Below are 23,792 nucleotides of genomic sequence, written 5' to 3' on the forward strand. Positions count from 1 at the left end.
TGCTGCGGTCAACGGCGACCCAGGGCAGAAATTCGCTCTTCAAGCGGCGGGTGGGTCGAGAATAGTGCCATCCAGCCCTGACCACCGGCAATACCGGAGGCTGCCATGTTCTGCGGCAGGGGTTCGGTATGCAGGTTGCCCAGACGCCGCAAGGCATTCTGCATCGGCGTCACGCTGCCCATCAACTGGGCGGCACCGGCATCGGCCCGGAACTCGCGCTGGCGCGAGAAGTAGGCGACGATCATGCTGGCCAGGATGCCGAACACCACTTCGCAGATCATGCTGGTCACCATGTAGCCGATACCGGGGCCGCTGTTCTCTTGGTCATTACGGCGCAGGAAGGAATCGACGGCATAACCGACAACGCGCGACAGGAAGACGACGAAGGTATTGACCACGCCCTGGATCAGCGTCAGCGTCACCATGTCGCCGTTGGCAATGTGGGCGACTTCATGCGCCAGCACGGCCTCCGCCTCCTCGCGGGTCATGCTCTGCAGCAAGCCGGTCGATACGGCGACCAGCGAACTGTTCTTGCTGGCACCGGTGGCAAAGGCATTCGGCTCACCATCGTAGATCGCCACTTCGGGCATCGGCAGATTGGCCCGCTTGGCCAGACGAGCCACGGTATCGACCAGCCAAACCTCGGTCGACGAACTCGGCGACTCGATGACCCGGGCGCCGGTGCTCCACTTGGCCATCATTTTCGACATGAGCAGGGAAATGAAGGCACCACCAAAGCCGATCACGCCGGCAAAGGCGAGCAGCATGCCAAGATTGAGACCGTTGGCAGTCAAAAACCGGTTGACGCCAAGCAGACTGGTAACCACGCTGAGGACCAGCATCACTGCCAGGTTGGTAGCGAGGAAAAGCAGGACGCGCTTCATGTTGAACTCCGGTGAAAGGAAAGACGGCGCTATTCTATTGCATTGCACAAAACACAAAAATCGGAGCAGAATTGACAGACACTTCGGTTTTTTCTGCAGAACACGAATCCATGCTCAATTACAAACACCTCCATTACTTCTGGGTCGTCGCCCAGGAAGGCAGTATTACGCGAGCCGCCGAACGCCTGGGCGTCGCTGTCCAGACGATCAGCGGCCAGCTGTCGCTGCTCGAACGGCAAATCGGCAAGGCGCTGTTCAACAGCCAGGGGCGCGGCCTGGTTCTCAGCGAGGCCGGCCGCCTGGCGCTCGGTTACGCCGACCAGATTTTCCAGCTCGGCGACGCACTGGTCGAGGCCGTGCAACAGAGCGACAACGAAACCACGCTGCGCCTGCGGGCGGGCATTTCCGACGGCATCCCCAAGCTGCTCGCCTACCGCCTGCTCTCCAAGGTTACCGCGATGCCGGCCGACGTCCGGCTGATCTGTGATGAGGGCGAGTTCGAAACCCTGCTCGCCGACCTCGCGCTGCATCGCCTCGACGTCGTGCTGACCGACCGCCCGGCGCCGGTCGGCGGCAACCTGAAACTGTTCAGTACCCGGCTCGGCGATTTCGCCACCGCGCTCTATGGCACCCCTGAACTGCTCGAACGGCATGGCGCCGACTTCCCGAACAATCTGGAAGGCGCCCCGCTACTGCTGCCCACCCGCCATAACGCACTGCGTGGCCGGATCGACCGCTGGCTGGAAAGCACCCAGACTCGACCGAAAATCGTCGGCGAATTCGAGGACAGTGCCCTGCTCACCACCTTTGGCCGCGGCGGCCTCGGCCTCTTCCCAGCGCCGCTCGCCCTCGCCGACCAGGTCGCCATCCAGCTCAATGCCCAACCGCTGGGCGGCATGGCCGGCGTCAGCGAGCAAATCTACGCCATCTCCAACGAGCGGCGCATTCGCCATCCGGCGATCGAAGTGCTCTGCGCCGCCTCGCCGGAACTGGCTGGATCGGCAGGGGTATAATTTCCGCCCCCCCAACATAAAACAAAGCAAAATCCCCATGCCCCTGCTCCGTCAGATACTCCTGCTCATCCTGCCCCTGGTCTTTGTGGGCCAGGCGCTTGCCCAGCAACAACCCGTACCGCCAACGCTGGCTGCCAAGTCGTGGCTGCTGCTCGAAATGGGCTCTGGTCAACTGTTGACCGCAGAAAAGCCGGACGAGCGCCTCGAACCGGCCTCGCTGACCAAGCTGATGACCGCCTACCTGACCTTCAACGCGATACGCCAGAAGACGATCGCCATCAACCAGCCGCTACCGGTTTCGCAGAAAGCCTGGAAAACCGGCGGCTCGAAGATGTTCATCAAGGTCGACACGCAAGTTCCGGTCGAAGACCTGATCAAGGGCATGATCGTCCAGTCCGGCAATGACGCCTGCGTCACGCTGGCCGAAGGCATCGCTGGCAGCGAGGAGAATTTCGCCCAGATGATGAACCGCGAGGCGCAGCGCCTGGGCATGAAGAGCAGCCACTTCATGAACTCGACCGGCCTGCCCGACCCGCAGCACTACACCACGGCCCGCGACTTGTCGATTCTGGCCAGCGCGCTGATCCGCGATTTCCCCGAGGAATACAAGAAGTACTACTCGATGAAGGAATTCCGCTACAACAACATCACCCAGCCCAACCGCAACCGCTTGCTCTTCATCGACCCGACGGTCGACGGCGTCAAGACCGGCCATACCGATGCCGCCGGCTACTGCCTGATTTCCTCGGCCCTGCGCGACAAGCGCCGCCTGCTCTCAGTCGTCCTCGGCACCACCTCCGACAGCGCCCGCGCCAGCGAATCGCAGAAGCTGCTCAACTGGGGCTTCATCTCCTACGACGCGGTGACGCTCTACACCAAGGAACAGCCGGTATCCGCGCTGCGCGTCTGGAAGGGCAAGGAAAGCACGGTCAAGGCCGGCTTCGTCGCCGACCTCAGCATCGCCGTACCGAAGGGTTATGCCGACAAGGTCAAGGCCGATTTCGTCGCCGATCCAAAACTGATCGCACCGATCGAGGCCGGCCAGAAGGTCGGCCTGCTGAAGGTGACGGTGGAGGGCAAGCCATACAACGAATACCCGGTCGTCGCCCTTGAAAATGTGGCACTCGGCAACATCTTCACCCGTATCATCGACACCATCCGACTCTGGTTCAACTAAAGCCATGACGCCCTACGTCGCCGACCCCGTCTATCTGAATGGCCGCTTTCTGCCGCTGGCGGAAGCGGGCATTTCGCCGCTCGACCGCGGCTTTCTGTACGGCGACGGCGTCTATGAGCTGATTCCGGTCTATTCCCGCCGTCCCTTCCGCCTCGACGAACACCTGACGCGGCTACAGGCGACACTGGCCGGCATTAAGCTGACCAACCCACTCGATCTCGCTGGCTGGAAGGCGGTCGTCGAGCAGTTGATCGTCGCGGCACCGTGGGACGACCAATCGATCTATCTGCAGGTCACGCGCGGCGCCGACAACAAGCGCGACCATCCCTTCCCGCCACCGACGGTGCCGCCGACCGTCTTCGCCTTTGCTTCGCCGCTGGTCACCACGCCAGCCGAAGTCCGCGCCACCGGCGTCGCGGCCATCACCGTCGCCGACCAGCGCTGGGCCCGTTGCGACCTCAAGGTCATCTCCTTGCTGGCCAACATCCTGGCCCGCCAGCAGGCGGTCGAAGCGAATTGTGCCGAAGCGCTGCTGATCCGCGACGGCTACCTGAAGGAAGGCGCAGCCTCGAACATCTTCGTCGTCAAGGACGGCGTTTTGCTCGCTCCGCCGAAGACGCAACTGATGCTGCCCGGCATCACCTACGACGTGGTCATCGAACTGGCCAAGTCCGGCGGTCAACCACTGGAAATCCGTGAAATCAGCGAAAATGAACTTCGCGGCGCCGACGAGGTCTGGATGACCTCATCGACCAAGGAAATTCTCGCCATCACGACCCTCGATGGCCAGCCGGTCGGAAGCGGACCAAATGCGGGCCGGCCAGGTCCGCTCGGCGAACAGATGTGGCAGTGGTATCAGGATTTCAAGAACACGGTAATGCGCAAAGGCTGACATGGCTTCATACAAGGACACCCTCCTCGAATTTCCCTGCGACTTTCCCCTGAAGATCATGGGCAAGGCGCACGACGAGCTCGCCCAGGTGGTGCTGACCATCGTCACCCGGCACGCCCCCGACTTTGACGGCGCCTCGATGGAAATGCGGGCCAGCTCCGGCGGCAACTACCTGAGCCTGACCTGCACCGTGGTCGCCACCTCGAAGCCGCAGCTCGACGCGTTGTACACCGACCTGACCGCGCACCCGCTGGTCAAGGTCGTCCTCTAAGCCCGCCCCCGCTCGTGCCCCTTATCGTCAAACGGCTCGGCCGCGTCGACTACGCGCCGACCTTCCAGGCCATGCAGGATTTCACGGCCGGCCGCACGGCCGAGACGCCGGACGAAATCTGGATCGTCGAACACCCGCCGGTATACACGCTGGGTCAGGCCGGCAAGCCGGAACATATCCTGCAGGATATCGGCATCCCGCTGGTCCAGATTGACCGCGGCGGCCAGGTCACCTATCACGGCCCCGGCCAGGTGGTGATCTATCTGCTGCTCGACCTGCACCGCCGGAAAATCAAGGTCCGCGAACTGGTCACGGCTATCGAACAGGCCGTCATTCACCTACTCGCCACCTACGGCGTCACCGCCGAGCGGCGCGACGGGGCGCCCGGCGTCTATGTCGGTGAGGCCAAGGTCGCCGCCCTCGGCCTGCGCATCCGCCATGGCTGCAGCTATCACGGCGTTTCGCTGAACGTGGACATGGACCTTTCGCCCTTCGCCGCGATCAATCCCTGCGGCTATGCCGGCCTGAAAGTCATCCAGACCAAAGACCTGAACATTCCGCTCACCGCTCACGAGGCCGGTGAACAACTCTCTCAACACTTGCTACAGCAACTGGACATACAACATGGCTGAAAAAGGCGTCAAACAAAAAGGCGAACTGAAAACCGCGCGCATTCCCATCAAGATCGTGCCGGTCGACCAGCCGCTGCGCAAGCCGGAATGGATCCGCGTCAAGGCCGGCAACAGCGCCGGCCGCTTCGGCGAAATCAAGTCGATGCTGCGCGAAAAGAAACTGCACACGGTCTGCGAAGAAGCCGCCTGCCCGAACATCGGCGAATGCTTCGGGCGCGGCACGGCGACCTTCATGATCCTCGGCGACATCTGCACCCGGCGCTGCCCGTTCTGCGACGTCGGCCACGGCCAGCCGCTGCCGCCCAACCCGAACGAGCCGCGCGAACTGGCCGACTCGGTATCGTCGCTGAAGCTGAATTATGTCGTCATCACCAGCGTCGACCGCGACGACCTGCGCGACGGCGGCGCCCAGCACTTCGTCGATGTCGTGCGCGCCGTGCGCGAAGCCTCGCCGAGCACCACCATCGAAACCCTGGTCCCGGACTTCCGCGGCCGGCTCGACGTCGCGCTCGACGTGCTCGGCCAGGGCCTGCCCGACGTCCTCAACCACAACATGGAAACCGTGCCCCGTCTCTACAAGCAGGCGCGCCCGGGCGCCGACTACCAGCACTCGCTGGACCTGATGAAGCAGTTCAAGGCGCGTTATCCGGACGTCAAGACCAAGTCCGGCCTGATGGTCGGCCTCGGCGAGACCGATGAGGAAATCCTCGGCGTCATGCGCGACCTGCGCGCCCACGATGTCGAAATGCTGACCATCGGCCAGTACCTCGCCCCGTCCGGTCACCACCTGCCGGTCAGCCGCTACGTGCATCCCGACACCTTCAAGATGTACGAGGAAGAAGCCAAGAAAATGGGCTTCAGCGGCGCCGCCTGTGCCCCGATGGTCCGATCCAGCTACTGGGCCGACCAGCAGGCGCATAGCGCCGGCGTGGCCTGAACCCGATACGCTCCCTCGCCCCCTAACGGCCGGGCGGCGGGGGCGGCGGAGAACCCGGCGGGGGCGGCGGAATACCGACATCCGCCGCCTTCACCGGCTTCGAATAAGAGACATTGCCCGGCACCGGCACGCGATGTCCTTTCGAATACATGCACTGAATATAGGCATTGTCGTACTGGCGCTGCGTCCCGTAAGCCGAGCTACGCGCCGTATCGGTCCCGACCGCACTGCCCATCAGCAAACCGGCCCCGGCTCCGACGGCTGCGCCCTGGGCATTGCCACCGATTGCAGCACCGGCGGCTGCACCGACTGCCGTCCCGACCGCTGCGCTGGTCACCGCCGACTGCCGTGCCGCCTGGTCGGCAGTCTTGCCACCATTCAGAACGAACGCGTACTCGCGGCAATAGGCATCATCGGCCCGGAAACTGTCAAGGCTCTGCCCGGTTCCCGGCAAGACCATCACGCTCGGCCCGGTCGGCAAAACGGTACATGCCCCAAGCAGCAATGCGCCTGCGATCAGGCCAACCGGACGTAGAAATTTATTGTCACGCATGATTACCTCTCCGGTTGGGGCAGCACTTTCTGCCAGCCGTCGGGACATTCCTTGACGTAGGGGTAGTAGCCCTTGGCACTGCGGCAGTAATGCCAGTACTGCTGCGTGGCCGGCTCAGCCGGCGCCTCCCGCTGTTCGATATAGACCGGGGGGATCGGGGCTGGAACAACCACGACCTGCGGCTGGTAATACCAGGGTGGCGGATAGCCCCATGGTCCCCAGTACGGTCCGATACCGTAATACACCCCGACCCGGCCACCATGAGCCGAGGCGCTGCCCGCCACCGCGCTCAGTGCAAGGATTAAAAGGACCGCCAGTCGCCTGGTCGCTTTCATGAGAACACCTGCTCTTCCATTGACTGATCTAAAAGATAGTCAATTTTAGGGCGAGCCGGAAAAACAAATTGCTACAAGTTGTAAGCAGGTGGCCGCCCGTCGCTCCGGGCGGCCACCTGCAGTGGGCAACGATGCGCCCTTAGAGCAGCTTCATCTTTTTTGCCGCCTCACGCAGTTCACCGCGGAAGTCCGGGTGGGCGATGCCGATCAGTGCTTCGCAGCGTTGCTTGGCAGTCTTGCCGCGCAATTGGGCGACGCCGAACTCGGTGACGACATAGTTGATGTCGTTCTTGCTGGTCGAGACATGCGTCCCGGCCGACAGCGTCGGCACGATGCGGGAAATGGTGTCGTTCTTGGCAGTAGACGGCAGCACGATGAAGGCTTTGCCGCCGTTCGAACGATTCGCCGCACGGACGAAGTCGGCCTGGCCGCCGGTACCCGAGTAGGGGGCAAAACCGAGGCTTTCCGAACCGCACTGGCCCATGAAGTCGATCTGCATGGTGGCGTTGATCGCATGCAGGTTGTCGTTCTGCCCGGCCAGGAAGGGATCGTTGGTGAAGTCGACCGGGTGCATTTCGAGCGCCGGGTTGCGGTGCATGAACTGGTAGAGCTTCTTCGAGCCGAGGGCGAAGGTGGCCAGCATCTTGCCGTGGTGGTAGTTCTTCTTGCGGTTGGTGACGACGCCGGCTTCGACCAGGGTCATGATGCCGTCACCGACCATTTCGGTATGGATGCCGAGATCGCGCTTGTCGGTCAGCTGCATGACCACAGCGTCGGGAATACCGCCGTAGCCAATCTGTAGTGTCGCGCCATCGGGAATCATGTCGGCGACGTACTTGCCGATCGCTTCCTGGACCGGGCCGATTTTCGGCAGGCCGACTTCGAGGATCGGATCGTCGCTCTCGCACAGCGCGGCGACCTGGGAAATGTGGACATGGCAATCGCCATTGGCGAAAGGCACGTTCGGGTTCACTTCGAGAACGACGACGCGGGCCTTTTCAATGGCCGCCATCGTGTAGTCGGCGGCCAGCGCCAGCGAGAAGAAACCGTGCTCGTCCATTGGCGAAGCCATGCTGAAGACGACATCGGCCGGCGTCTGGTCGCGGTTGATCAGTTGCGGCAGTTCCGAGAAATAGGCAGGAATGTAGTCGATCCAGCCCTCCTGGCCGCCGGCGCGCGAGGCGCCACTGAAGAAGTAGGCGGTATGGCGAACGTGTTCGGTGGTTTCCGGATCGAAATAGCCGTATTTGCGCACCGGCAGGATCTGCGACACGGTGACGTCGCGGAAATCGCGGCGCGCTTCGGACAGCGCCGTCAGCAGCGCCGGCGGCTCGCCGACCGCGGTCGGCACGACGATGGTGTCGCCGTTCTTGACGACACGGATCGCATCGGCGGCGGCCATGCGCTTCTGTTGATACAAACCCTTTGCTGACATTTCTTCTCCTCGTTTCGTTTTATTAGAAAATATCGATGCTCGCACGGCGGTCAGACCAATCTCCTGACCAAGATCAAAATTCGATGCTTATTGCATTGTAGCAATCAAGGCTTGCGGTTGCTGCCAGCCACCATGCGGATTTCAAACAGGCGGCATTCGAGCGGCCCGTTGAACAGCGGTGTCTTGCGGCTCGGCTTCAGACCGACCAGTTTCGGTAAACGCAGGTCGGCGGTGAAGAAAAAGCAGTTCCAGCTGGCCCAGTGTTTTTTCAGCGCCGAACCCAGTTCGGGGTAGAACGCGGCCAGTTCCTCCTGCTCACCGATCCGTTCCCCATAAGGTGGGTTCGCCACCATGATGCCATGCTCGGTTAGTGGCTGGGTTTCCAGCACATCGGCGCGATCGACCGTCACCACGCCGCCAAAACCGGCTTCCTGCAGATTGCGCCGGGTGGCGCGTACTGCCTGCTCGTCGATGTCGTAGCCGCGGATTTCCAGCGGCTCGGCCGGCTTGACGCGCGCCTCGGCGGCGCTGCGGATATTCGCCCAGTTCAGTGCTTCGAACTTGGCCAGCCGCTCGAACGAGAAGCCGCGATCGAGGCCGGGCGCCCGGTCGAGCGCGACCTGCACGGCTTCGAGCAGGAAGGTGCCGCTGCCGCACATCGGGTCGACCAGCGGCGTACCCGGCTGCCAGCCGGTCATTTTCAGGATGCCGGCCGCCAGGTTTTCCTTCAGCGGCGCATCGACGCTGGCCTTACGGAAACCGCGCTGCCACAGGGGTTGACCCGAGGTGTCGAGGTACAGCGTGCATTCGTTCTCGGTCAGGAAAACATGGACGCTGACATCCGGATTGCGCGTCTCGATGTTCGGCCGTTCGCCGAGGTCTTCGCGGAAGCGGTCGCAAACGGCATCCTTGACGCGCAGCGTGACGAAGTCGAGCGACTTGAGCGGACACTTGATCGCCGTCGTGACGACGCGCATGGTGCGCGAAACGGCAAAGTGGTTCGGCCACAACTGGCGGACGGCCAGCCGGTAGATATCCTCTTCCTTGGCGTAGGGCCCCTTGACGATATGCCAGAGGATGCGTGTCGCCAGGCGGGATTCGAGGTTGGCGCGGTAACAGACCGACCAGTCGCCGGAAAAGAACACCCCGCCGGCCGTCGACCGCAGCTCTTCGCCGCCGACGGCACGCAGTTCCTCGAGCAGCAGTTCTTCCAGCCCGCGCGGGCAAATCGCAAAATATTTATTCATCTCAGAAAGGCTTCAGGACAACGAGGAAAAGCACAACGAGCAGCACGACAACCGGCAGTTCGTTATAGAAACGGAACCAGACATGGCTTTTGCGGTTGCGGCCCTGCTGAAAATCTCTCAGGACCAGGCCGCAATGCCAGTGATAGGCGGCGAGGACGGCGACCAAGGTGGTCTTGGCATGCAGCCAGCCACCGCTGAAACCGTAGGCAAACCACAGCCAGAAACCGAGCGCGATCGCCAGAATACCGAGCGGCGTCATGAATTTGAAGAGCTTGCCCGCCATCAACAGCAGGCGGTCCCGCTCGGCGACGCTATCGGCCGGCACCATCGCCAGATTGACGAAAATACGCGGCAGGTAGAACAGACCGGCGAACCACGAAATGACCATCCAGATATGCAAGGTCTTCACGACGAGCATGCGTTTCTCCTGTTGCGTGCCTCGGCTATCCCGGCCTCAATGGTCGGGTATGCGAGACGTAGTTTGAGTTCTTTTTTCAGACGCCGATTTCCGATCCGCCGCGATTCGCGCATGAAAGACATCTGCATCGGCGACAACTGGCCGGCGGCTTCCTGCCGGCTCAGGCGGTGCGGCCGTGGCAAGGCGAAGGCATCGGCCACCCGGTCGAAATAATCCGCCATTTTCAAATCGGAATCATCGACCACATTGTAGGCCCGGTTGGCCGCGCCGTGGCGCAAGGCAGCGACACAGGCGGCAGCCAGATCATCGGCATGAATGTGATTGGTGAACACATCATCCGCCGCCTGTAGCGCCGGCAAGCCTTTTTGCAAACGCTCGACGGGCAGGCGGTCGGCCGCGTAAATGCCCGGCGCACGCAGGATCGAAACCGTCACGCCGTTGCGCCCACCCCATTCGCGCAGGCAATGCTCGGCATCGACACGGCGGGCGGCCCGCGCGCTCTCGGCGTTCAGGCGGCGCGTTTCGTCAATCTGCGCCCCGCCACAATCGCCATAGACCCCGGTCGTACTAACGTAAATCAGGCGGCGTGGTAGACTTTTGGCCTTGCCCAAAGCCGCCAGCAAATGCCGGGTGCGCCGGTCGAGCCGCCCTTCGGTCGGCGGCGGTGCCAGATGCAGGACTAGATCGGCCAGGCCAGCCAGACGCGTCAGGCTGACCCGGTCGTCGAGGTCGGCGAGCAGCGGCCGAGCCCCGGCGGCACGCCAGGCGGCGGCCCGGCCAGCATCGCGCAGCAAGGCGTAGACGCAGTAGCGATGGGCAAGGCGGGAGAGAATGCGGCGGGCCACGTCCCCGCTGCCAACGATCAGGATTTTTTGCACGCCGGCATTGTAGCCGAGCAGTAAGGGGAACAGATGAGCCACCAGATTACGGTCCAGCCTAGCGGCCGCCAGTTTGCCGCCGAGTCCGACGAAACCATCCTCGATGCCGCCCTGCGGCACGGCCTGACCATGCCGTATGGCTGCAAGGACGGTGCCTGCGGCGCCTGCAAGGGAAAAGTCCTGAGCGGCAACGTCGACCACGGCAAAGCCCAGGCCTATGCCTTGAAGGAGGATGAAAAGGCGGCCGGCATGGCGCTCTTCTGCTGCGCCAAGGCCGAATCGGATCTGACGCTGGAATGCCGGCAACTGGCCTCGGCCAGCGACATCCCGGTCAAGACCCTGCCCTCGCGCATCGAAAAGCTGGAAAAACTTGCGCCCGACGTCATCGAGATGCACCTCCGCTTGCCGGCCAGCGAACGCCTGCAATTCCTTGCCGGCCAATACATCGACATCCTGCTCAGGGATGGCAAGAGGCGCAGCTTCTCACTGGCCAATGCACCGCACGACGATGCCGTGCTCCAGTTGCATATCCGCTATGTACCGGGCGGCCTGTTCACCGAACAGGTGTTCTCCAGCATGAAGGTGCGTGACATCCTGCGCTTCAACGGCCCGCACGGCAGCTTCTACCTGCGCGAGGAATCGACCAAGCCGATGATCATGCTGGCCGGCGGCACCGGCTTTGCGCCGCTCAAGGCCATCGTCGAGCACGCCATCGCCGAGGAATGCACGCGGCCGATTCATATCTACTGGGGAGCCAAGGCCAAGGTCGATCTTTACCAGAATGCCTTGCCGGAAAAATGGGCCGCCGCCCACCCGAATATCCGCTATGTGCCGGTCCTCTCCGAACCGGCCGCCGACGATGCTTGGGAAGGACGAATCGGCCTGGTGCACCAGGCGGTGATGGCCGACTTCCCCGACCTCTCCGGGCACCAGGTCTATGCCTGCGGCGCGCCGGTGATGATCGATGCCGCCAAACGGGATTTCACCAGCAGTTGCGGCTTGCCGGAAGAAGAGTTCTTCGCCGACGCTTTCACGTTCTCAACGAACTAGGCCGGCCCGGCAGAAACCAAAAAAGGCCGCCTTCCCGTTCGGGGAAGGCGGCCTTTTTTTCTAAGCAGCTCAACGCTGCCAGGCGCAGCCCTTCAACAACTGGCCATTGACGCTGACCGTGGCGTTCCAGCCGAAAGCCGAATCGGCCTTGATGTCGCGGCACAAACCGCGCTCGAAGGTCAGTTGCAGCGCATTGCCACCCTCGGCCGATTCCAGGCGATGCTGCTTTCCTTCGCTCTTGAAGGCCACCGTCGGCACCCGGATATCCGGCTGGCCCTGGCGTTTCAGGACCACCACTTCCTTGCCGACCGCCAGCACCCAGCCCGGCTCGTGGCCCGCCGCACGCCAGCTTTCATCCTCGCCGCCCGGGAGCTGGCAACGCCCATCGGTATGGGCGAAATTCAGTTCCGAGGCTTTCAGCACGTTGTTATCGAGAACGCCGAGCAGTTCGGCATAAACCTTCTTGCCGGCATTCAGGCCAACGCCGGCCAGGGCCTGGGTCAAGGCGCCATTGGCTGAAACATCTTCGAACATCGCGTAACTGGGGTCGCGACAGGGTGAAAAAATCACCTTGTCGCCATGCTTCATCATCTGGCCATAAGCCAGTTTCGGCGTGCCGGCGGCCGGCGTGGGCTCCACCGCCTGCACAGCGCAGGCAGCGGAGGCGGCCAGAAGAGCAACGAGGAAAGACGGCATTTTCATGGTTGGACATACCCGGATGGCAGGAAAGGCGGCCATTGTGCGCCGCCAGCGGCGCGAAGGGTTTGATCCAGTTGAAAAAAGCAGCCGTCTTCACTCGCCGAGATAGGCGGCGCGCACTTTCGGATCGTTCAACAGCTGGGCCGACTCGCCATTCAGCGTCACTTCGCCGCTTTCCATGACATAGGCCCGCTGACTGACTTCCAGCGCCAGCTTGGCATTCTGTTCGATGAGCAGCGTCGTCATTCCTTCGGCGGCCACCGCCCGCACCACCTCGAAAATTTTCTGGACCATGATCGGCGCCAGCCCCATCGACGGCTCGTCGAGCAGCAGCAGCTTCGGGCGGCTCATCAGGGCGCGGCCAATGGCCAGCATCTGCTGTTCGCCACCGGACAGCGTGCCGGCGAGTTGTGTCTCGCGCTCCTTGAGGCGCGGGAAATAGGCGTACATCTTCTCGATGTCGTTGGCGATTCCCGCCTTGTCGTCGCGGACAAAGGCCCCCATCGCCAGGTTCTCGGCCACCGTCAGCCGGGGAAAGACGCCCCGCCCTTCCGGAACCAGCGCGATCCCCTTGCGGATGATGTCATGCGGCGGCAAGCGGCTGATTTTCTCGCCGCAGAAATGTACATCGCCGCCGACGGCATCGATGACCCGTGCGATCGCCTTCAGCGTGCTGGTCTTGCCGGCGCCGTTGGCACCGATCAGGGCGACCAGCTCGCCTTCCTTGACATGAAAGGTAATGCTGCGCACGGCCTGAATGCCGCCGTAAGCCACGTGGAGTCCGGTAACTTCAAGCACCTAGGTAAGCCTCAATCACTCGTTGATCTTTCTGCACCACCGCCGGCACATCCTCGATGACCAGGGCGCCGTAATCGAGCACGGCGACCCGGTCGCACAGGCCCATGACCAGCTTGACGTCATGCTCGATGAGCAGGATGGTCGTCCCGTCGCGGCGGATGCCGTCGATCAGGTCGCGCAACTCTTCGGTTTCGGTGGCATTCATGCCCGCCGCCGGTTCGTCGAGGCAGAGCAGCTTCGGTTCGGTAGCCAGGGCGCGGGCGATTTCCAGCCGGCGCTGGTCGCCGTAGGACAGATTTTTCGCCAGGTCGTCGGCCCGATCCTCGATCCGTACGTAATGCAGCAGGTCGATCGCCTTCTGGCGGATTGCCGCCTCTTCGTCCCGGGTCGCCGCATTCTGCAGCATGGCGCCGAAAACGCCGGCCTTGGTCCGCACGTGGCGGCCGACCATGACGTTTTCCAGCGCCGTCATGTTGCCGAACAGCCGGATATTCTGGAAGGTCCGGGCAATGCCGCGCTCGGCAGCCTGATGCGGCGCATCGGCGAGCAAAGGCGCGCCGTCGAAAGTGAAGCCGCCGCCATCCGGAATGTAGAGCCCGGTCATGCAATTGAAAAAGGTCGTCTTGCCGGCCCCGTTCGGCCCGATCAGACCATAAATCTCGCCGCGCTGGATGCCCAGCGAGACATCGCGCAGCGCCTTGACGCCGCCAAAATGCTTGGCGACCGCCCGGGCCTCGAGCAGCATGTCAGCCATCAGGCATCCCCCTGCAATTCACGTTTGCGTTCCGGCGACGGCCACAGGCCGGCCGGCTTGAAGCGCATGACCAGTACCAGCGCCAGGCCGAAAATCAGCATGCGCAGGCTTTCCGGGTCGATCAGCATCTTGCCGAAGACAGCCATTTGCAACGGGCCGACACCATAGCGCAGGACTTCCGGCAGGATGCTGAGGAGCACGGCGCCGAGGATGACGCCTGGAATGTGGCCCATGCCGCCAAGCACCACCATGGCGAGAATCATGATCGACTCGATCAACGAGAAACTCTCCGGCGAAACGAAGCCCTGCATCGCAGAGAAGACGCCCCCAGCCACCCCGCCGAAACTGGCCCCCATCGCGAAGGCGAGCAGCTTCAGGTTACGGGTGTTGATGCCGACCGCCTTGGCGGCGATCTCGTCTTCGCGGATGGCTTGCCAGGCGCGGCCGATCCGCGAGTTCTGCAGGCGCAGGTTGATGATGATGACCAGGATGGCCAGCGCGACGAGCAGGAAGTAGTACTTCTGCGGTCCACTCAGCGAATAGCCCAAAATCTGCGTCGTACCGGAAAACTTGAAGCCGCCGATCGCCACCGGATCGATCAGCGTGATGCCTTGCGGCCCGTTGGTGATATTGACCGGCGCATTCAGGTTGTTCATGAAAATGCGGACGATTTCGCCGAAGCCGAGGGTGACGATGGCCAGGTAGTCGCCGCGCAGCTTCAGGGTCGGCGAACCGAGGAGGACGCCGAAGAAGCAGGCAATCACCGCGCCGATCGGCAGGATCGTCCAGAACGGCCAGTGCAACCCGAAATGCGGGCTGGCCAGCAGCGCGTAGGTGTAGGCGCCGACCGCGTAGAAGGCTATGTAGCCGAGGTCGAGCAGGCCTGCGAAACCGACGACGATGTTCAGGCCGAGCGCCAGGAAGACATAGAGGATGGCGAAATTGAGGATGCGCACCCAAGCCTGGCCGCCCATCGCGGCGACGAAAGGCAGCGCGATCAGGGCCGCGGCAATCAGCGCGATGCCGAAGGCGGAACGAGGATTAAGCCACTTGCTCATGCGCGGTCTCCGGTCTTTTCGCCAAACAGGCCCGAGGGCTTGAACATCAGCACGACAATCAGCACGACGAAGGCAAAGATGTCCTGGTAATGGCTACCGAGGAAGCCGCCGGTCAGGTCGCCGATATAACCGGCGCCGAGCGCTTCGATCAGGCCGAGCAGGACACCGCCGAGCATGGCGCCAGCAAGGTTGCCGATACCGCCGAGGACGGCCGCGGTGAAGGCTTTCAGGCCGAGCATGAAGCCCATCTGGTAATGGGCGATTTCGTAATAGGTGCCGACCATGACGCCGGCCACCGCACCGAGCGCCGAGCCGATGACGAAGGCGGCGGCGATGACGCGGTTGATATTGACCCCCATCAGGCTGGCCACCGCCGGATTCTGCGAGGTAGCGCGCATCGCCATGCCGAGCTTGGTGCGATAGACGAGGAAGAGCAGGCCGCCCATGGTCGCCGCCGAAACCAGCACGATGACGACCTGGACCAATGTGAAATTGGCGCCGGCGAACTCGAAATCCATCTTCGGCAGCAGCGGCGGAAAGGTCAGGTAGTTGCGCCCCCAGATGATCATCGCCAGATTCTGCAGCACGATCGACATGCCGATCGCCGTGATCAGCGGCGTCAGCCGTGGTGCATTGCGCAGCGGCCGGTAGGCGATGCGCTCCAGCCCCCAGCCCAGCGCCATGCAGCAGAGGATGGCGGCGATCAGCCCGGCCAGGCCGGCCAGTGCGACCGGCATGCCGACCTTGATGAGCAGGCCGGCGACGGTGATGGTAACCAGGGTCCCGATCATCACCACCTCGCCGTGCGCGAAATTGATCAGGCCCATGATGCCGTACACCATCGTGTAGCCCAGCGCGACCAGGGCATAGATGCTGCCCTGGACCAGGCCGTTGATGATTTGCTGGAGGAAAATATCCATTTTGTGTAAGTCGACCGCAGCATATGGAAACGGCACCTTGCGGTGCCGTTTCTGTTAGCCGTATGAATGTTGTTACTTCTTCTCGACTGCTGCCTTGGTGGCCTCAGCCGCGCCCTTTACCGCCTCGGCGCCGGCCTTGACGGCATCGGCCCCAGCTGCCGAAGCAGCACCGGCGACCGCCGTGGCAGCCTCCTTGACTTCCGCCGCGGCTTCCTTGACGGCGGCCACTGCGCCACCGCCCAGTGTCTCGACATACTCCAGCTTGCCGCCCTTGTACTGATAGACGGAAATCGCGCCGCCTTTCAGGTCGCCGAATTCGTCGAACTGGATCATTGCCGTCACGCCGTCGTAATTGGTCTGGCCGATGGCCGGCAGGTACTTGGCCGGATCGACCGAGTCGGCGCGCTTCATCGAATCCGCCATCACCATCACTGCGTCATAGACATACGGAGCGTAGAGCTGGATTTCGGCGTTGAACTTCTTGTTGAACTTGTCCTTGAATTCCGGCCCCTTGGCGAGCTTTTCGAGCGGCATGCCCGGCAGCGAACAATAGTTGCCTTCGGTCGCCTCGCCGCCCAGCTTCATGAACTCCGGGGTACAGACGCCATCGCCGCCGAGGAACTTGGCCTTGATGCCGAGTTCCTTCATCTGCTTGGCCATCGGGCCGCCCTGGGCATCCATGCCGCCGAAGAAGACCAGTTCAGCCTTGGTGGACTTGATCTTGGTCAGGATGGCCTTGAAGTCGGTGGCTTTGTCGTTGGTGTATTCGTTGGCGACGACCTTGAGGCCGGCCGCTTCGGCCGCCTTCTTGAACTCGTCGGCCAGACCCTGGCCGTAGGCGGTGCGGTCATCGACGACGGCCACCGTCTTGATGCCCTGCTTGACGGCGAATTCGCCGAGCGCCTTGCCCTGCTGGACGTCGTTGGCCATGACGCGGAAGGCCGTCTTGAAGCCTTGCTGCGTGTATTTCGGGTTGGTCGCCGAACCGGAGATCTGCGGAATGCCGGCGTCGGAATAAAGCTTGGAGGCCGGGATGGTCGTACCTGAATTCAGGTGACCAATGACGCCATTGACCTTGGCATCGACCAGCTTCTGGGCCACGATGGAACCCTGTTTCGGGTCGGCCTGGTCATCTTCGGCCATCAGTTCGAACTTGACCTTGGCGCCACCAATCTCCATGCCTTGGGCATTGAGCTCATCGATCGCCAGGCGGGCGCCGTTTTCATTATCCTTACCCAGGTGGGCCTGCGGACCGGTCATCGGCGCGACATGGCCGAGTTTGACGACCACTTCCGGCTTGCTGATCGGGGCGGCCGGAGCGGCAACCGGCTTCGGTTCTTCCTTCTGACCGCAAGCGGCGAGAGCAAAAGCAGCGGCAACGGAGAGGGCAACTACGGAAAGCTTGGCTTGCATCGGTGTTTCTCCTGATCTCTGGGGGGTTAAAAAGTATGGGCTGATTGTCCGGAGGTGCCGAATAGCTGTCAATAACAAGGTGCTATGATGAATGCAGATATCCGTCTTCGTGGAGTTGCCCATCATGCGCCTTGTCAGCCGTTTGCGGAATTTTCTGCACCAGCTCGCGCGCCGCATGTTTGCCCTGCTCCCCAAGACCCGGCGGCATAAGGTCTATCGCTCCTTCGTCGATTGCAATTCGGACCCCAGCCAGCGCCTTGTCCTGAAAATTGCCGAAACGAAGGAAGAACTCGAAGCCTGCTTCAAACTGCTGCACGATGCCTATGTCGACAGCGGCTTCATGACCCCCGACCCATCCGGCATGCGGGTCACCATTTACCACGCACTGCCGACGACGACGACGCTGTGCGCAAAATACGACGGCAAGGTGGTCGGCACGATCTCGCTGATCCGCGAGAGCGCCATCGGCTTCCCGCTGCAGCGCATTTTCGATCTCAGCGATGTCCGTGCCAAGGAAGGCAACATCGCCGAAGTCTCCGCTCTCGCTGTGCACCCGCGCTTCCGGCGGACCGGCGGCACCGTTCTGTTCCCGCTGATGAAGTTCATGTACGAGTATTGCACGGCCTTCTTCGACACCCGGCACCTGGTCATCGCGGTCAATCCTCGGCACATCGAGATGTACGAATCGCTGCTCTTTTTCCGCCGCTTGTCGGCCAATGTCGTCGAAAACTACGACTTCGTGAATGGCGCACCGGCCGTCGGCGCCACCCTCGACCTCAAGCAGGCGCCGGAAATCCTCCGCAAGCATTACGCCAACAAGCCGGCCCGGCGCAATCTGTACCACTACTTCATTGAAGCGAAGCTGCCCAACATCCAGATCCCGCACCGCCGCTTCTTCACGACCAACGACCCGGTGCTGACCCCCAGCCTGATCGACTACTTCTTCAACGAGCGAACCGATGTCTTCGCGACGCTGAGCGAGCGCAAGAAAGCTCTGCTCCACCTGATCTACGACCTGCCGGAATACCAGAAGATCCTGCCGCCGCTGCCGAGCACCGGCGAAAGCCGCCAGGTCCGCCAGCATCGCCGCTTTTCGGTCAAATGCCCGGCCAGCCTGAACGCGACGGTGGCCAACGAAGGCACGATCCCGGTCGAGGTCAATGAAGTGTCCCGCTATGGTTTCCGGGCCCGCTGCGGCCGGCCGATTCCCGGCGAAGTCTGGCTGACCGCCGTCGTCCAGTTGGGCCGTAACGAGATATCCCGCCTCAGTGTGCAGGTGGTCCAGGAGACCGAGCACGAGCAAACGCACTATTACGGCTTCCGCATCGGCGAACCGGATCTGGTCTGGCGAAAATTCGTCACGGCGCTTTATCACGGGCATACTCACTCCGATCTCGACCAAGCCACCCGTTTTCTCCAGTGACCCAGAACTCCCTGCCCGAAGCACTCCGCCTGGCGCTCAGCCAGCAATTCCAGAACCGTTTTTCCTGTGGCGACTCCACCCGCCTGCAACACGGCCGCGACGAATCGGTGCATGACCCGATGCTGCCCTGGGGCGTCGTCTTCGCCGAAAACACCGAAGAAATCGCGTCGACCGTAGCGCTCTGCGCCGCGCACGGCGTGCCGATCATTCCGTACGGCGTCGGCAGTTCCGTCGAGGGCCACGTGCTGGCCCCGAACGGCGGTATCTCGCTCGACCTCTCCGGCATGAACCGGATCATCGCCATCCACCACGAGGATGGCGATGCCACTGTCCAGGCCGGCGTCACCCGCAAGCAGTTGAATGACGCGCTGAAAGGCAGCGGCCTGTTCTTCCCGATCGACCCCGGCGCCGATGCGACGCTCGGCGGCATGGCGGCGACCCGCGCCTCCGGCACCAACGCCGTCCGCTACGGCACGATGCGCGACAACGTGCTGGCGACGACGACGGTGCTGGCCGACGGCCGCATCATGAAAACCGGCGGCCGCGCCCGCAAGTCCTCGGCCGGCTACGACCTGACCCGGCTGCTGGTCGGCTCGGAGGGCACGCTCGGCATCATGGCCGAACTGACCGTCAAGCTCTACCCGATTCCGGAAGCCATCTCGGCCGCCGTCTGTACTTTCCCGGATGTCGACGCGGCGGTGCAAACGGTGATCCAGACCATCCAGCTCGGCGTCCCGGTGGCGCGCATCGAACTGCTCGATACGCTGTCGCTGTCGGCCATCAACAAATTCAGCAAGACGACGCTGGCCGAAGCCCCCACCCTGTTCTTCGAATTCCACGGCAGCCCGGCCTCGGTCAAGGAACAGGCGGAAACGGTGCAAGCCATTGCCGGCGACCTCGGCGGCGCCAATTTCGAATGGGCGATCCGGCCGGAAGACCGGACCCGCTTGTGGCAGGCCCGCCACGACGCCTATTTCGCCTGCCTGCAATTGAAGCCGGGCTGCCGCTGTTTCCCGACCGACGTCTGCGTGCCGATTTCGCGGCTGGCCGAATGCATCGCGGCAACCAACGAGGACATCGCGCAGGTGAATATTCCGATCGCGCTCTTCGGCCACGTCGGCGACGGCAACTTCCACCTCGTCGTGCTGGTCGACCCGGCCAACGAGCAGGACATGCAGGAAGCAGCCTGGATCAGCAGCCGGGTCATCGAACGCGCCATCGCCATGGAAGGCACCTGCACCGGCGAACATGGCATCGGGCTCGGCAAGCGCAAATACCTGCCGCTCGAACACGGCGAGGTCGCGGTCGACGTGATGCGAGCGATCAAACAGGCGCTCGATCCACAACAGTTACTCAACCCCGGCAAGATCCTGCCGCCGGCCGCCGAGAAAAACTGAGCGCAACGACCGGTTGACCCGGCTATTGCCGGAACCCCCGCCAGCAGCCAGAATCCAATCTCCAAAGCGCGCGTCGCCACCACCCCCGGCGGCGCGATTTTCGCCAGCGCTCACAAGGCGCAAAAAACCGGAGACAAAAATGAGCAACATGGCTCAAACGGCCCTACGCGCCGCGCCGTCTGCGACACTGGACGACAAATACACCCGCCAGTCCGGTCGCGTTTTCCTGACCGGCACCCAGGCGCTGATCCGCCTGCCCATGCTGCAGCGCGAGCGCGACCTCGCCGCCGGCCTGAATACCGCCGGCTTCATTTCCGGCTATCGCGGCAGTCCGCTCGGCAATCTCGATCTTGGCCTGTGGAAGGCGAAGCAGCATCTCGCCGAGCACCACATCACCTTCCAGCCCGGCATCAACGAGGACATGGCCGCGACCGCCGTCTGGGGCAGCCAGCAGGTCGGCCTGTTCCCCGGTGCCAAGTACGACGGCGTGTTCGGCATGTGGTACGGCAAGGGGCCGGGCGTCGACCGCTGCGGCGACGTCTTCCGCCATGCCAACGCCACCGGTACGGCACAATTCGGCGGCGTCCTGGTCATCGCCGGCGACGACCACGCCGCCAAGTCGTCGACACTACCGCACCAGACCGAGCACCTGTTCAAGGCGGTGCTGATGCCGGTCCTCTACCCGGCCAATGTCCAGGAATATCTCGATTACGGCCTGCACGGCTGGGCGATGAGCCGCTACTCGGGCTGCTGGGTGGCCTTCAAGGCGCTGGCCGACACCGTCGAGACCTCGGCCTCGGTCAGCGTCGACAGTGCTGCGGTCAACATCGTTTTACCGACCGATTTCGCGATGCCGGCCGACGGCCTCAACATCCGCTGGCCCGACCCGCCGCTGGTCCAGGAAGTACGCCTGCTCAACCACCGGCTCTACGCGGCACTGGCCTATTGCCGGGCCAACAAGCTGAACCGGGTGATCATCGACTCGCCGACGCCGCGCCTCGGCATCCTGACCGCCGGCAAGAGCTACCTCGACGTCCGCCAGGCGCTCGACGAACTCGGCATCGACGATGCGCTGGCCGCCGAGATCGGCATCCGGCTGTTCAAGGTCGGCATGGTCTGGCCGCTCGAACCGGAAGGCGTCCGCCATTTCGCCGAAGGGCTGGAGGAGATCCTGGTCGTCGAGGAAAAGCGGCAACTGCTCGAATACCAGTTGAAGGAAGAACTCTACAACTGGCGCGAGGATGTCCGCCCGCGCGTCATCGGCAAATTCGACGAAATCGGCGAATGGTCGGAAGGCAACTGGCTGCTGCCGGCCACCGGCGAACTGCCGGTCGCCACCATCGCCCGCGTCATCGCCGAACGGATCGACCGCTTCTTCACCTCACCGACCATCGCCGCCCGCCTGAAAATCATCGAGGCCAAGCAGCAGGCGGCTAAAACCCCGGTCGTGCTGGCAGAACGCAAACCGTATTTCTGTTCCGGCTGTCCGCACAACAGTTCGACCAGGGTGCCGGAAGGCTCGCGCGCCGTCGCCGGCATCGGCTGCCATTACATGGTGACCTGGATGGACCGCAGCACCTCGACCTTCACCCACATGGGCGGCGAAGGCGTACCCTGGGTCGGCCAGGCGCCGTTCACCGAGGAAAAGCACATTTTCGCCAACCTCGGTGACGGCACCTATTTTCATTCCGGCCTGCTCGCCATCCGCCAGGCGGTCGCCGCCAAAGTGCCGATCACCTACAAGATTCTCTATAACGATGCCGTGGCGATGACCGGCGGCCAGCCGGTGGACGGCAACCTCAGCGTCGCCCGGCTGACCCGACAGCTTGAGGCCGAAGGCGTCAATAAGACGGTGATCGTCACCAACGAGCCGGAGAAGTATGCCGAGGTCACCGACCTCGCCCCCAACGTGCCGATCCGCCATCGCGACGAGCTCGACAACGTGCAGCGCGAACTGCGCGAGGAGCCCGGCGTCACCGTGCTGATCTACGACCAGGTCTGCGCCACCGAAGCGCGCCGACGCAAGAAACGCGGCCGCATGCCGGTGGTGGACAAGCGGGTCGTCATCAACGAAGCCGTCTGCGAAGGCTGCGGCGACTGCTCGGTGCAATCCAACTGCCTGTCGGTCATCCCGGTCGACACGCTCTTCGGCACCAAGCGCCAGATCGACCAGTCCTCATGTAACCAGGACTTCTCCTGCGTCAAAGGCTTCTGCCCGAGCTTCGTCACCATCGAAGGCGGCAAGCCGAAAAAAGGCCAGGCGCTAACTGTCGCGGTCGACCATGAAAACTGGCCGCTTTTGCCCGAGCCGGCGCTGCCCGCCACCGCCCAACCCTACAACCTGCTCGTCACCGGCGTCGGCGGCACCGGCGTCATCACCCTTGGCGCCCTGATCGGGATGGCCGCCCACCTCGACGGCAAGGGCATTTCAACCCTCGACATGACCGGGCTGGCGCAGAAATACGGCGCCGTCTTCACCCACCTGCGCATCGCCGACCGGCCGGAAGACATCCACGCCGCCCGCATTGCCACCGGCGAAGCGCACGCCATTCTCGGTGGCGACCTGGTCGTCAGCGCCGGCACCGAAGCCCTGTCGAAGATGCTCGAAGGCCGGACGCGGGCCGTCGTCAGTTGTACCGAAACGCCGACCGCCGACTTCACCCGCAACCGCGACTGGCATTTCCCGCTGGCCGGCCTGAAACAGCAGTTGGTCGACACCATCGGCCAGGCGCAGGCGCACTTCATCGACGCCCAGCACCTCGCCACCAAGCTGATGGGCGACGCCCTCTACGCCAACATGCTGCTCCTCGGCCACGCCTGGCAAATGGGCCTGGTCCCGGTCTCGGCGGCGGCTATCGACCAATCCATCGTCCTCAACGGTGCCGCGGTCGAGGCCAACCGCCAGGCCTTCCTGTGGGGGCGCAGGGCGGCGGTCGACCCGCAAAAAGTGGCAAAAATCGCCGGCCCGATCGAGGGTCAGCCTTTTGTCGAAGCCGGGCTGGACGAACTGATCGCCACTCGCCTCGCCCACCTGACCGCCTACCAGGATGCGGCGCTAGCGGCGCGTTACCAGCACCGCATCACGGCCATTCGCGGCCTCGGCAGCGACGCCCTGACCCAGGTCGTCGCCACCCAGTACGCCCGCCTGCTGGCGCCGAAGGACGAATACGAGGTCGCACGCCTGTACGCCGAAACCGACTTCCTGCAGCAACTTGGCGAACGCTTTGACGGTGACTTGCGGCTCAGTTTCCACCTCGCGCCGCCGCTCTTTGCCCGCCCCGGCCCGGATGGCCGGCCGCGCAAGATCCGCTTCGGTGCCTGGTTGTTGCCTGTTTTCAAGGGGCTGGCCGGAGTACGGCGCTGGCGCGGCAGCTGGCTCGACCCCTTCCGTTTTGGCCCGGACCGGCAGCTCGACCGCCAACTGCTCGCCGATTACGAAGCCGACCTCGATCTGCTCGAAGAGCAGCGCCGCAACGATGCCGCCGCCATTCAGTTGGCCGGCTGGCCCGGCGAAGTTCGCGGCTTCGGCCCGGTGCGCGAACAGGCCTGGGCAAAAGCGACAAAAGTACGGGAAACGGCCAGAAACGCGCTTATGACATAAAATCGCG

The 23,792-nt window shown here is 63.2% G+C and carries 23 protein-coding genes; 10 read left to right on the plus strand and 13 right to left on the minus strand.

All coding sequences use genetic code 11. The features are described 5' to 3' along the window. Positions 1-8 precede the first annotated feature (8 nt). Positions 9-884, minus strand: coding sequence for a protease HtpX (gene htpX, locus GH663_RS18520; protein WP_153133101.1), 876 nt, complete (start codon positions 882-884; stop codon positions 9-11). A 110-nt stretch (positions 885-994) separates the two neighbouring features. On the opposite strand from htpX, the gene GH663_RS18525 reads away from it, so the two are divergent. Genes GH663_RS18525 through lipA form a run of 6 tightly spaced genes read left to right on the plus strand, consistent with a single transcriptional unit; the run spans position 995 to position 5,806 of the window. Next, positions 995-1,897: a LysR family transcriptional regulator gene (locus GH663_RS18525; RefSeq protein WP_066882900.1), complete on the plus strand. Its 903-nt coding sequence runs from the start codon at positions 995-997 to the stop codon at positions 1,895-1,897. A gap of 37 nt (positions 1,898-1,934) precedes the next feature. After that, positions 1,935-3,074, plus strand: coding sequence for a D-alanyl-D-alanine carboxypeptidase family protein (locus GH663_RS18530; protein WP_153133102.1), 1,140 nt, complete (start codon positions 1,935-1,937; stop codon positions 3,072-3,074). A gap of 4 nt (positions 3,075-3,078) precedes the next feature. Next, positions 3,079-3,966 carry an aminotransferase class IV gene (locus tag GH663_RS18535; RefSeq protein ID WP_153133103.1) on the plus strand — a complete coding sequence of 296 codons (888 nt, stop codon included), beginning with the start codon at positions 3,079-3,081 and terminating at the stop codon, positions 3,964-3,966. A 1-nt stretch (position 3,967) separates the two neighbouring features. Then, positions 3,968-4,237 (plus strand): HP0495 family protein, encoded by a 270-nt coding sequence (locus tag GH663_RS18540; RefSeq protein WP_066882903.1) that lies wholly within the window; start codon positions 3,968-3,970, stop codon positions 4,235-4,237. 14 nt (positions 4,238-4,251) lie between these two features. Then, positions 4,252-4,869, plus strand: a complete 618-nt coding sequence (gene lipB, locus GH663_RS18545) for a lipoyl(octanoyl) transferase LipB (protein WP_153133104.1) — start codon at positions 4,252-4,254, stop codon at positions 4,867-4,869. Then, positions 4,862-5,806, plus strand: coding sequence for a lipoyl synthase (gene lipA / locus GH663_RS18550; RefSeq protein ID WP_153133105.1), 945 nt, complete (start codon positions 4,862-4,864; stop codon positions 5,804-5,806). Before lipB ends, lipA begins: the two co-directional genes overlap by 8 nt. 22 nt (positions 5,807-5,828) lie before the next feature. Here lipA and GH663_RS18555 read toward each other — a convergent pair whose 3' ends face one another. The 6 genes from GH663_RS18555 to GH663_RS18580 form a co-directional block, all read right to left on the minus strand. Further along, on the minus strand, positions 5,829-6,359 hold the full coding sequence (locus GH663_RS18555; RefSeq protein ID WP_153133106.1) for a glycine zipper family protein: 531 nt from the start codon (positions 6,357-6,359) through the stop codon (positions 5,829-5,831). A gap of 2 nt (positions 6,360-6,361) precedes the next feature. Beyond that, a complete protein-coding gene (locus GH663_RS18560; protein ID WP_066882907.1) occupies positions 6,362-6,694 on the minus strand; it encodes a hypothetical protein in 333 nt (110 codons plus the stop codon). Between the two features lie 139 nt (positions 6,695-6,833). Beyond that, positions 6,834-8,129: an acetyl-CoA hydrolase/transferase family protein gene (locus GH663_RS18565; RefSeq protein WP_153133107.1), complete on the minus strand. Its 1,296-nt coding sequence runs from the start codon at positions 8,127-8,129 to the stop codon at positions 6,834-6,836. A gap of 104 nt (positions 8,130-8,233) precedes the next feature. Next, positions 8,234-9,376 (minus strand): THUMP domain-containing class I SAM-dependent RNA methyltransferase, encoded by a 1,143-nt coding sequence (locus tag GH663_RS18570; protein ID WP_153133108.1) that lies wholly within the window; start codon positions 9,374-9,376, stop codon positions 8,234-8,236. A gap of 1 nt (position 9,377) precedes the next feature. Then, positions 9,378-9,794, minus strand: a complete 417-nt coding sequence (locus tag GH663_RS18575) for a CopD family protein (protein ID WP_153133109.1) — start codon at positions 9,792-9,794, stop codon at positions 9,378-9,380. After that, positions 9,782-10,672 carry an NAD-dependent epimerase/dehydratase family protein gene (locus tag GH663_RS18580; protein WP_153133146.1) on the minus strand — a complete coding sequence of 297 codons (891 nt, stop codon included), beginning with the start codon at positions 10,670-10,672 and terminating at the stop codon, positions 9,782-9,784. Before GH663_RS18580 ends, GH663_RS18575 begins: the two co-directional genes overlap by 13 nt. A gap of 33 nt (positions 10,673-10,705) precedes the next feature. On the opposite strand from GH663_RS18580, the gene GH663_RS18585 reads away from it, so the two are divergent. Next, positions 10,706-11,722, plus strand: coding sequence for a CDP-6-deoxy-delta-3,4-glucoseen reductase (locus tag GH663_RS18585; RefSeq protein WP_153133110.1), 1,017 nt, complete (start codon positions 10,706-10,708; stop codon positions 11,720-11,722). 69 nt (positions 11,723-11,791) lie between these two features. Here the strand turns inward: GH663_RS18585 and GH663_RS18590 are convergent, their stop codons facing one another. The 6 genes from GH663_RS18590 to GH663_RS18615 all read right to left on the minus strand — a co-directional run bounded on the left by GH663_RS18590 (position 11,792) and on the right by GH663_RS18615 (position 17,364). Beyond that, positions 11,792-12,424, minus strand: coding sequence for a hypothetical protein (locus tag GH663_RS18590; protein WP_153133111.1), 633 nt, complete (start codon positions 12,422-12,424; stop codon positions 11,792-11,794). A 90-nt stretch (positions 12,425-12,514) separates the two neighbouring features. Continuing rightward, positions 12,515-13,219: an ABC transporter ATP-binding protein gene (locus GH663_RS18595; RefSeq protein WP_153133112.1), complete on the minus strand. Its 705-nt coding sequence runs from the start codon at positions 13,217-13,219 to the stop codon at positions 12,515-12,517. Beyond that, complete coding sequence (locus GH663_RS18600; protein ID WP_153133113.1) at positions 13,212-13,973, minus strand: ABC transporter ATP-binding protein; 762 nt, start codon at positions 13,971-13,973, stop codon at positions 13,212-13,214. Before GH663_RS18600 ends, GH663_RS18595 begins: the two co-directional genes overlap by 8 nt. Next, positions 13,973-15,031, minus strand: a complete 1,059-nt coding sequence (locus GH663_RS18605; protein ID WP_153133114.1) for an ABC transporter permease subunit — start codon at positions 15,029-15,031, stop codon at positions 13,973-13,975. The genes GH663_RS18600 and GH663_RS18605 overlap by 1 nt, the downstream gene beginning before the upstream one ends. Continuing rightward, on the minus strand, positions 15,028-15,951 hold the full coding sequence (locus GH663_RS18610; protein ID WP_153133115.1) for a branched-chain amino acid ABC transporter permease: 924 nt from the start codon (positions 15,949-15,951) through the stop codon (positions 15,028-15,030). Before GH663_RS18610 ends, GH663_RS18605 begins: the two co-directional genes overlap by 4 nt. Positions 15,952-16,023: 72 nt before the next feature. Further along, positions 16,024-17,364, minus strand: a complete 1,341-nt coding sequence (locus tag GH663_RS18615; protein WP_153133116.1) for a branched-chain amino acid ABC transporter substrate-binding protein — start codon at positions 17,362-17,364, stop codon at positions 16,024-16,026. 124 nt (positions 17,365-17,488) lie between these two features. Between GH663_RS18615 and GH663_RS18620 the strand changes: the two genes are divergently transcribed. From GH663_RS18620 to GH663_RS18630, 3 genes are all read left to right on the plus strand, one after another. After that, complete coding sequence (locus GH663_RS18620; RefSeq protein WP_153133117.1) at positions 17,489-18,787, plus strand: GNAT family N-acetyltransferase; 1,299 nt, start codon at positions 17,489-17,491, stop codon at positions 18,785-18,787. Next, on the plus strand, positions 18,784-20,184 hold the full coding sequence (locus GH663_RS18625) for an FAD-binding oxidoreductase (protein WP_211371204.1): 1,401 nt from the start codon (positions 18,784-18,786) through the stop codon (positions 20,182-20,184). The genes GH663_RS18620 and GH663_RS18625 overlap by 4 nt, the downstream gene beginning before the upstream one ends. A gap of 148 nt (positions 20,185-20,332) precedes the next feature. Then, a complete protein-coding gene (locus GH663_RS18630) occupies positions 20,333-23,785 on the plus strand; it encodes an indolepyruvate ferredoxin oxidoreductase family protein (protein WP_153133147.1) in 3,453 nt (1,150 codons plus the stop codon). Positions 23,786-23,792: the final 7 nt, after the last annotated feature.

The sequence above is a fragment of the Dechloromonas hortensis genome, assembly GCF_009469765.1.
Lineage (GTDB): Bacteria > Pseudomonadota > Gammaproteobacteria > Burkholderiales > Rhodocyclaceae > Azonexus > Azonexus hortensis.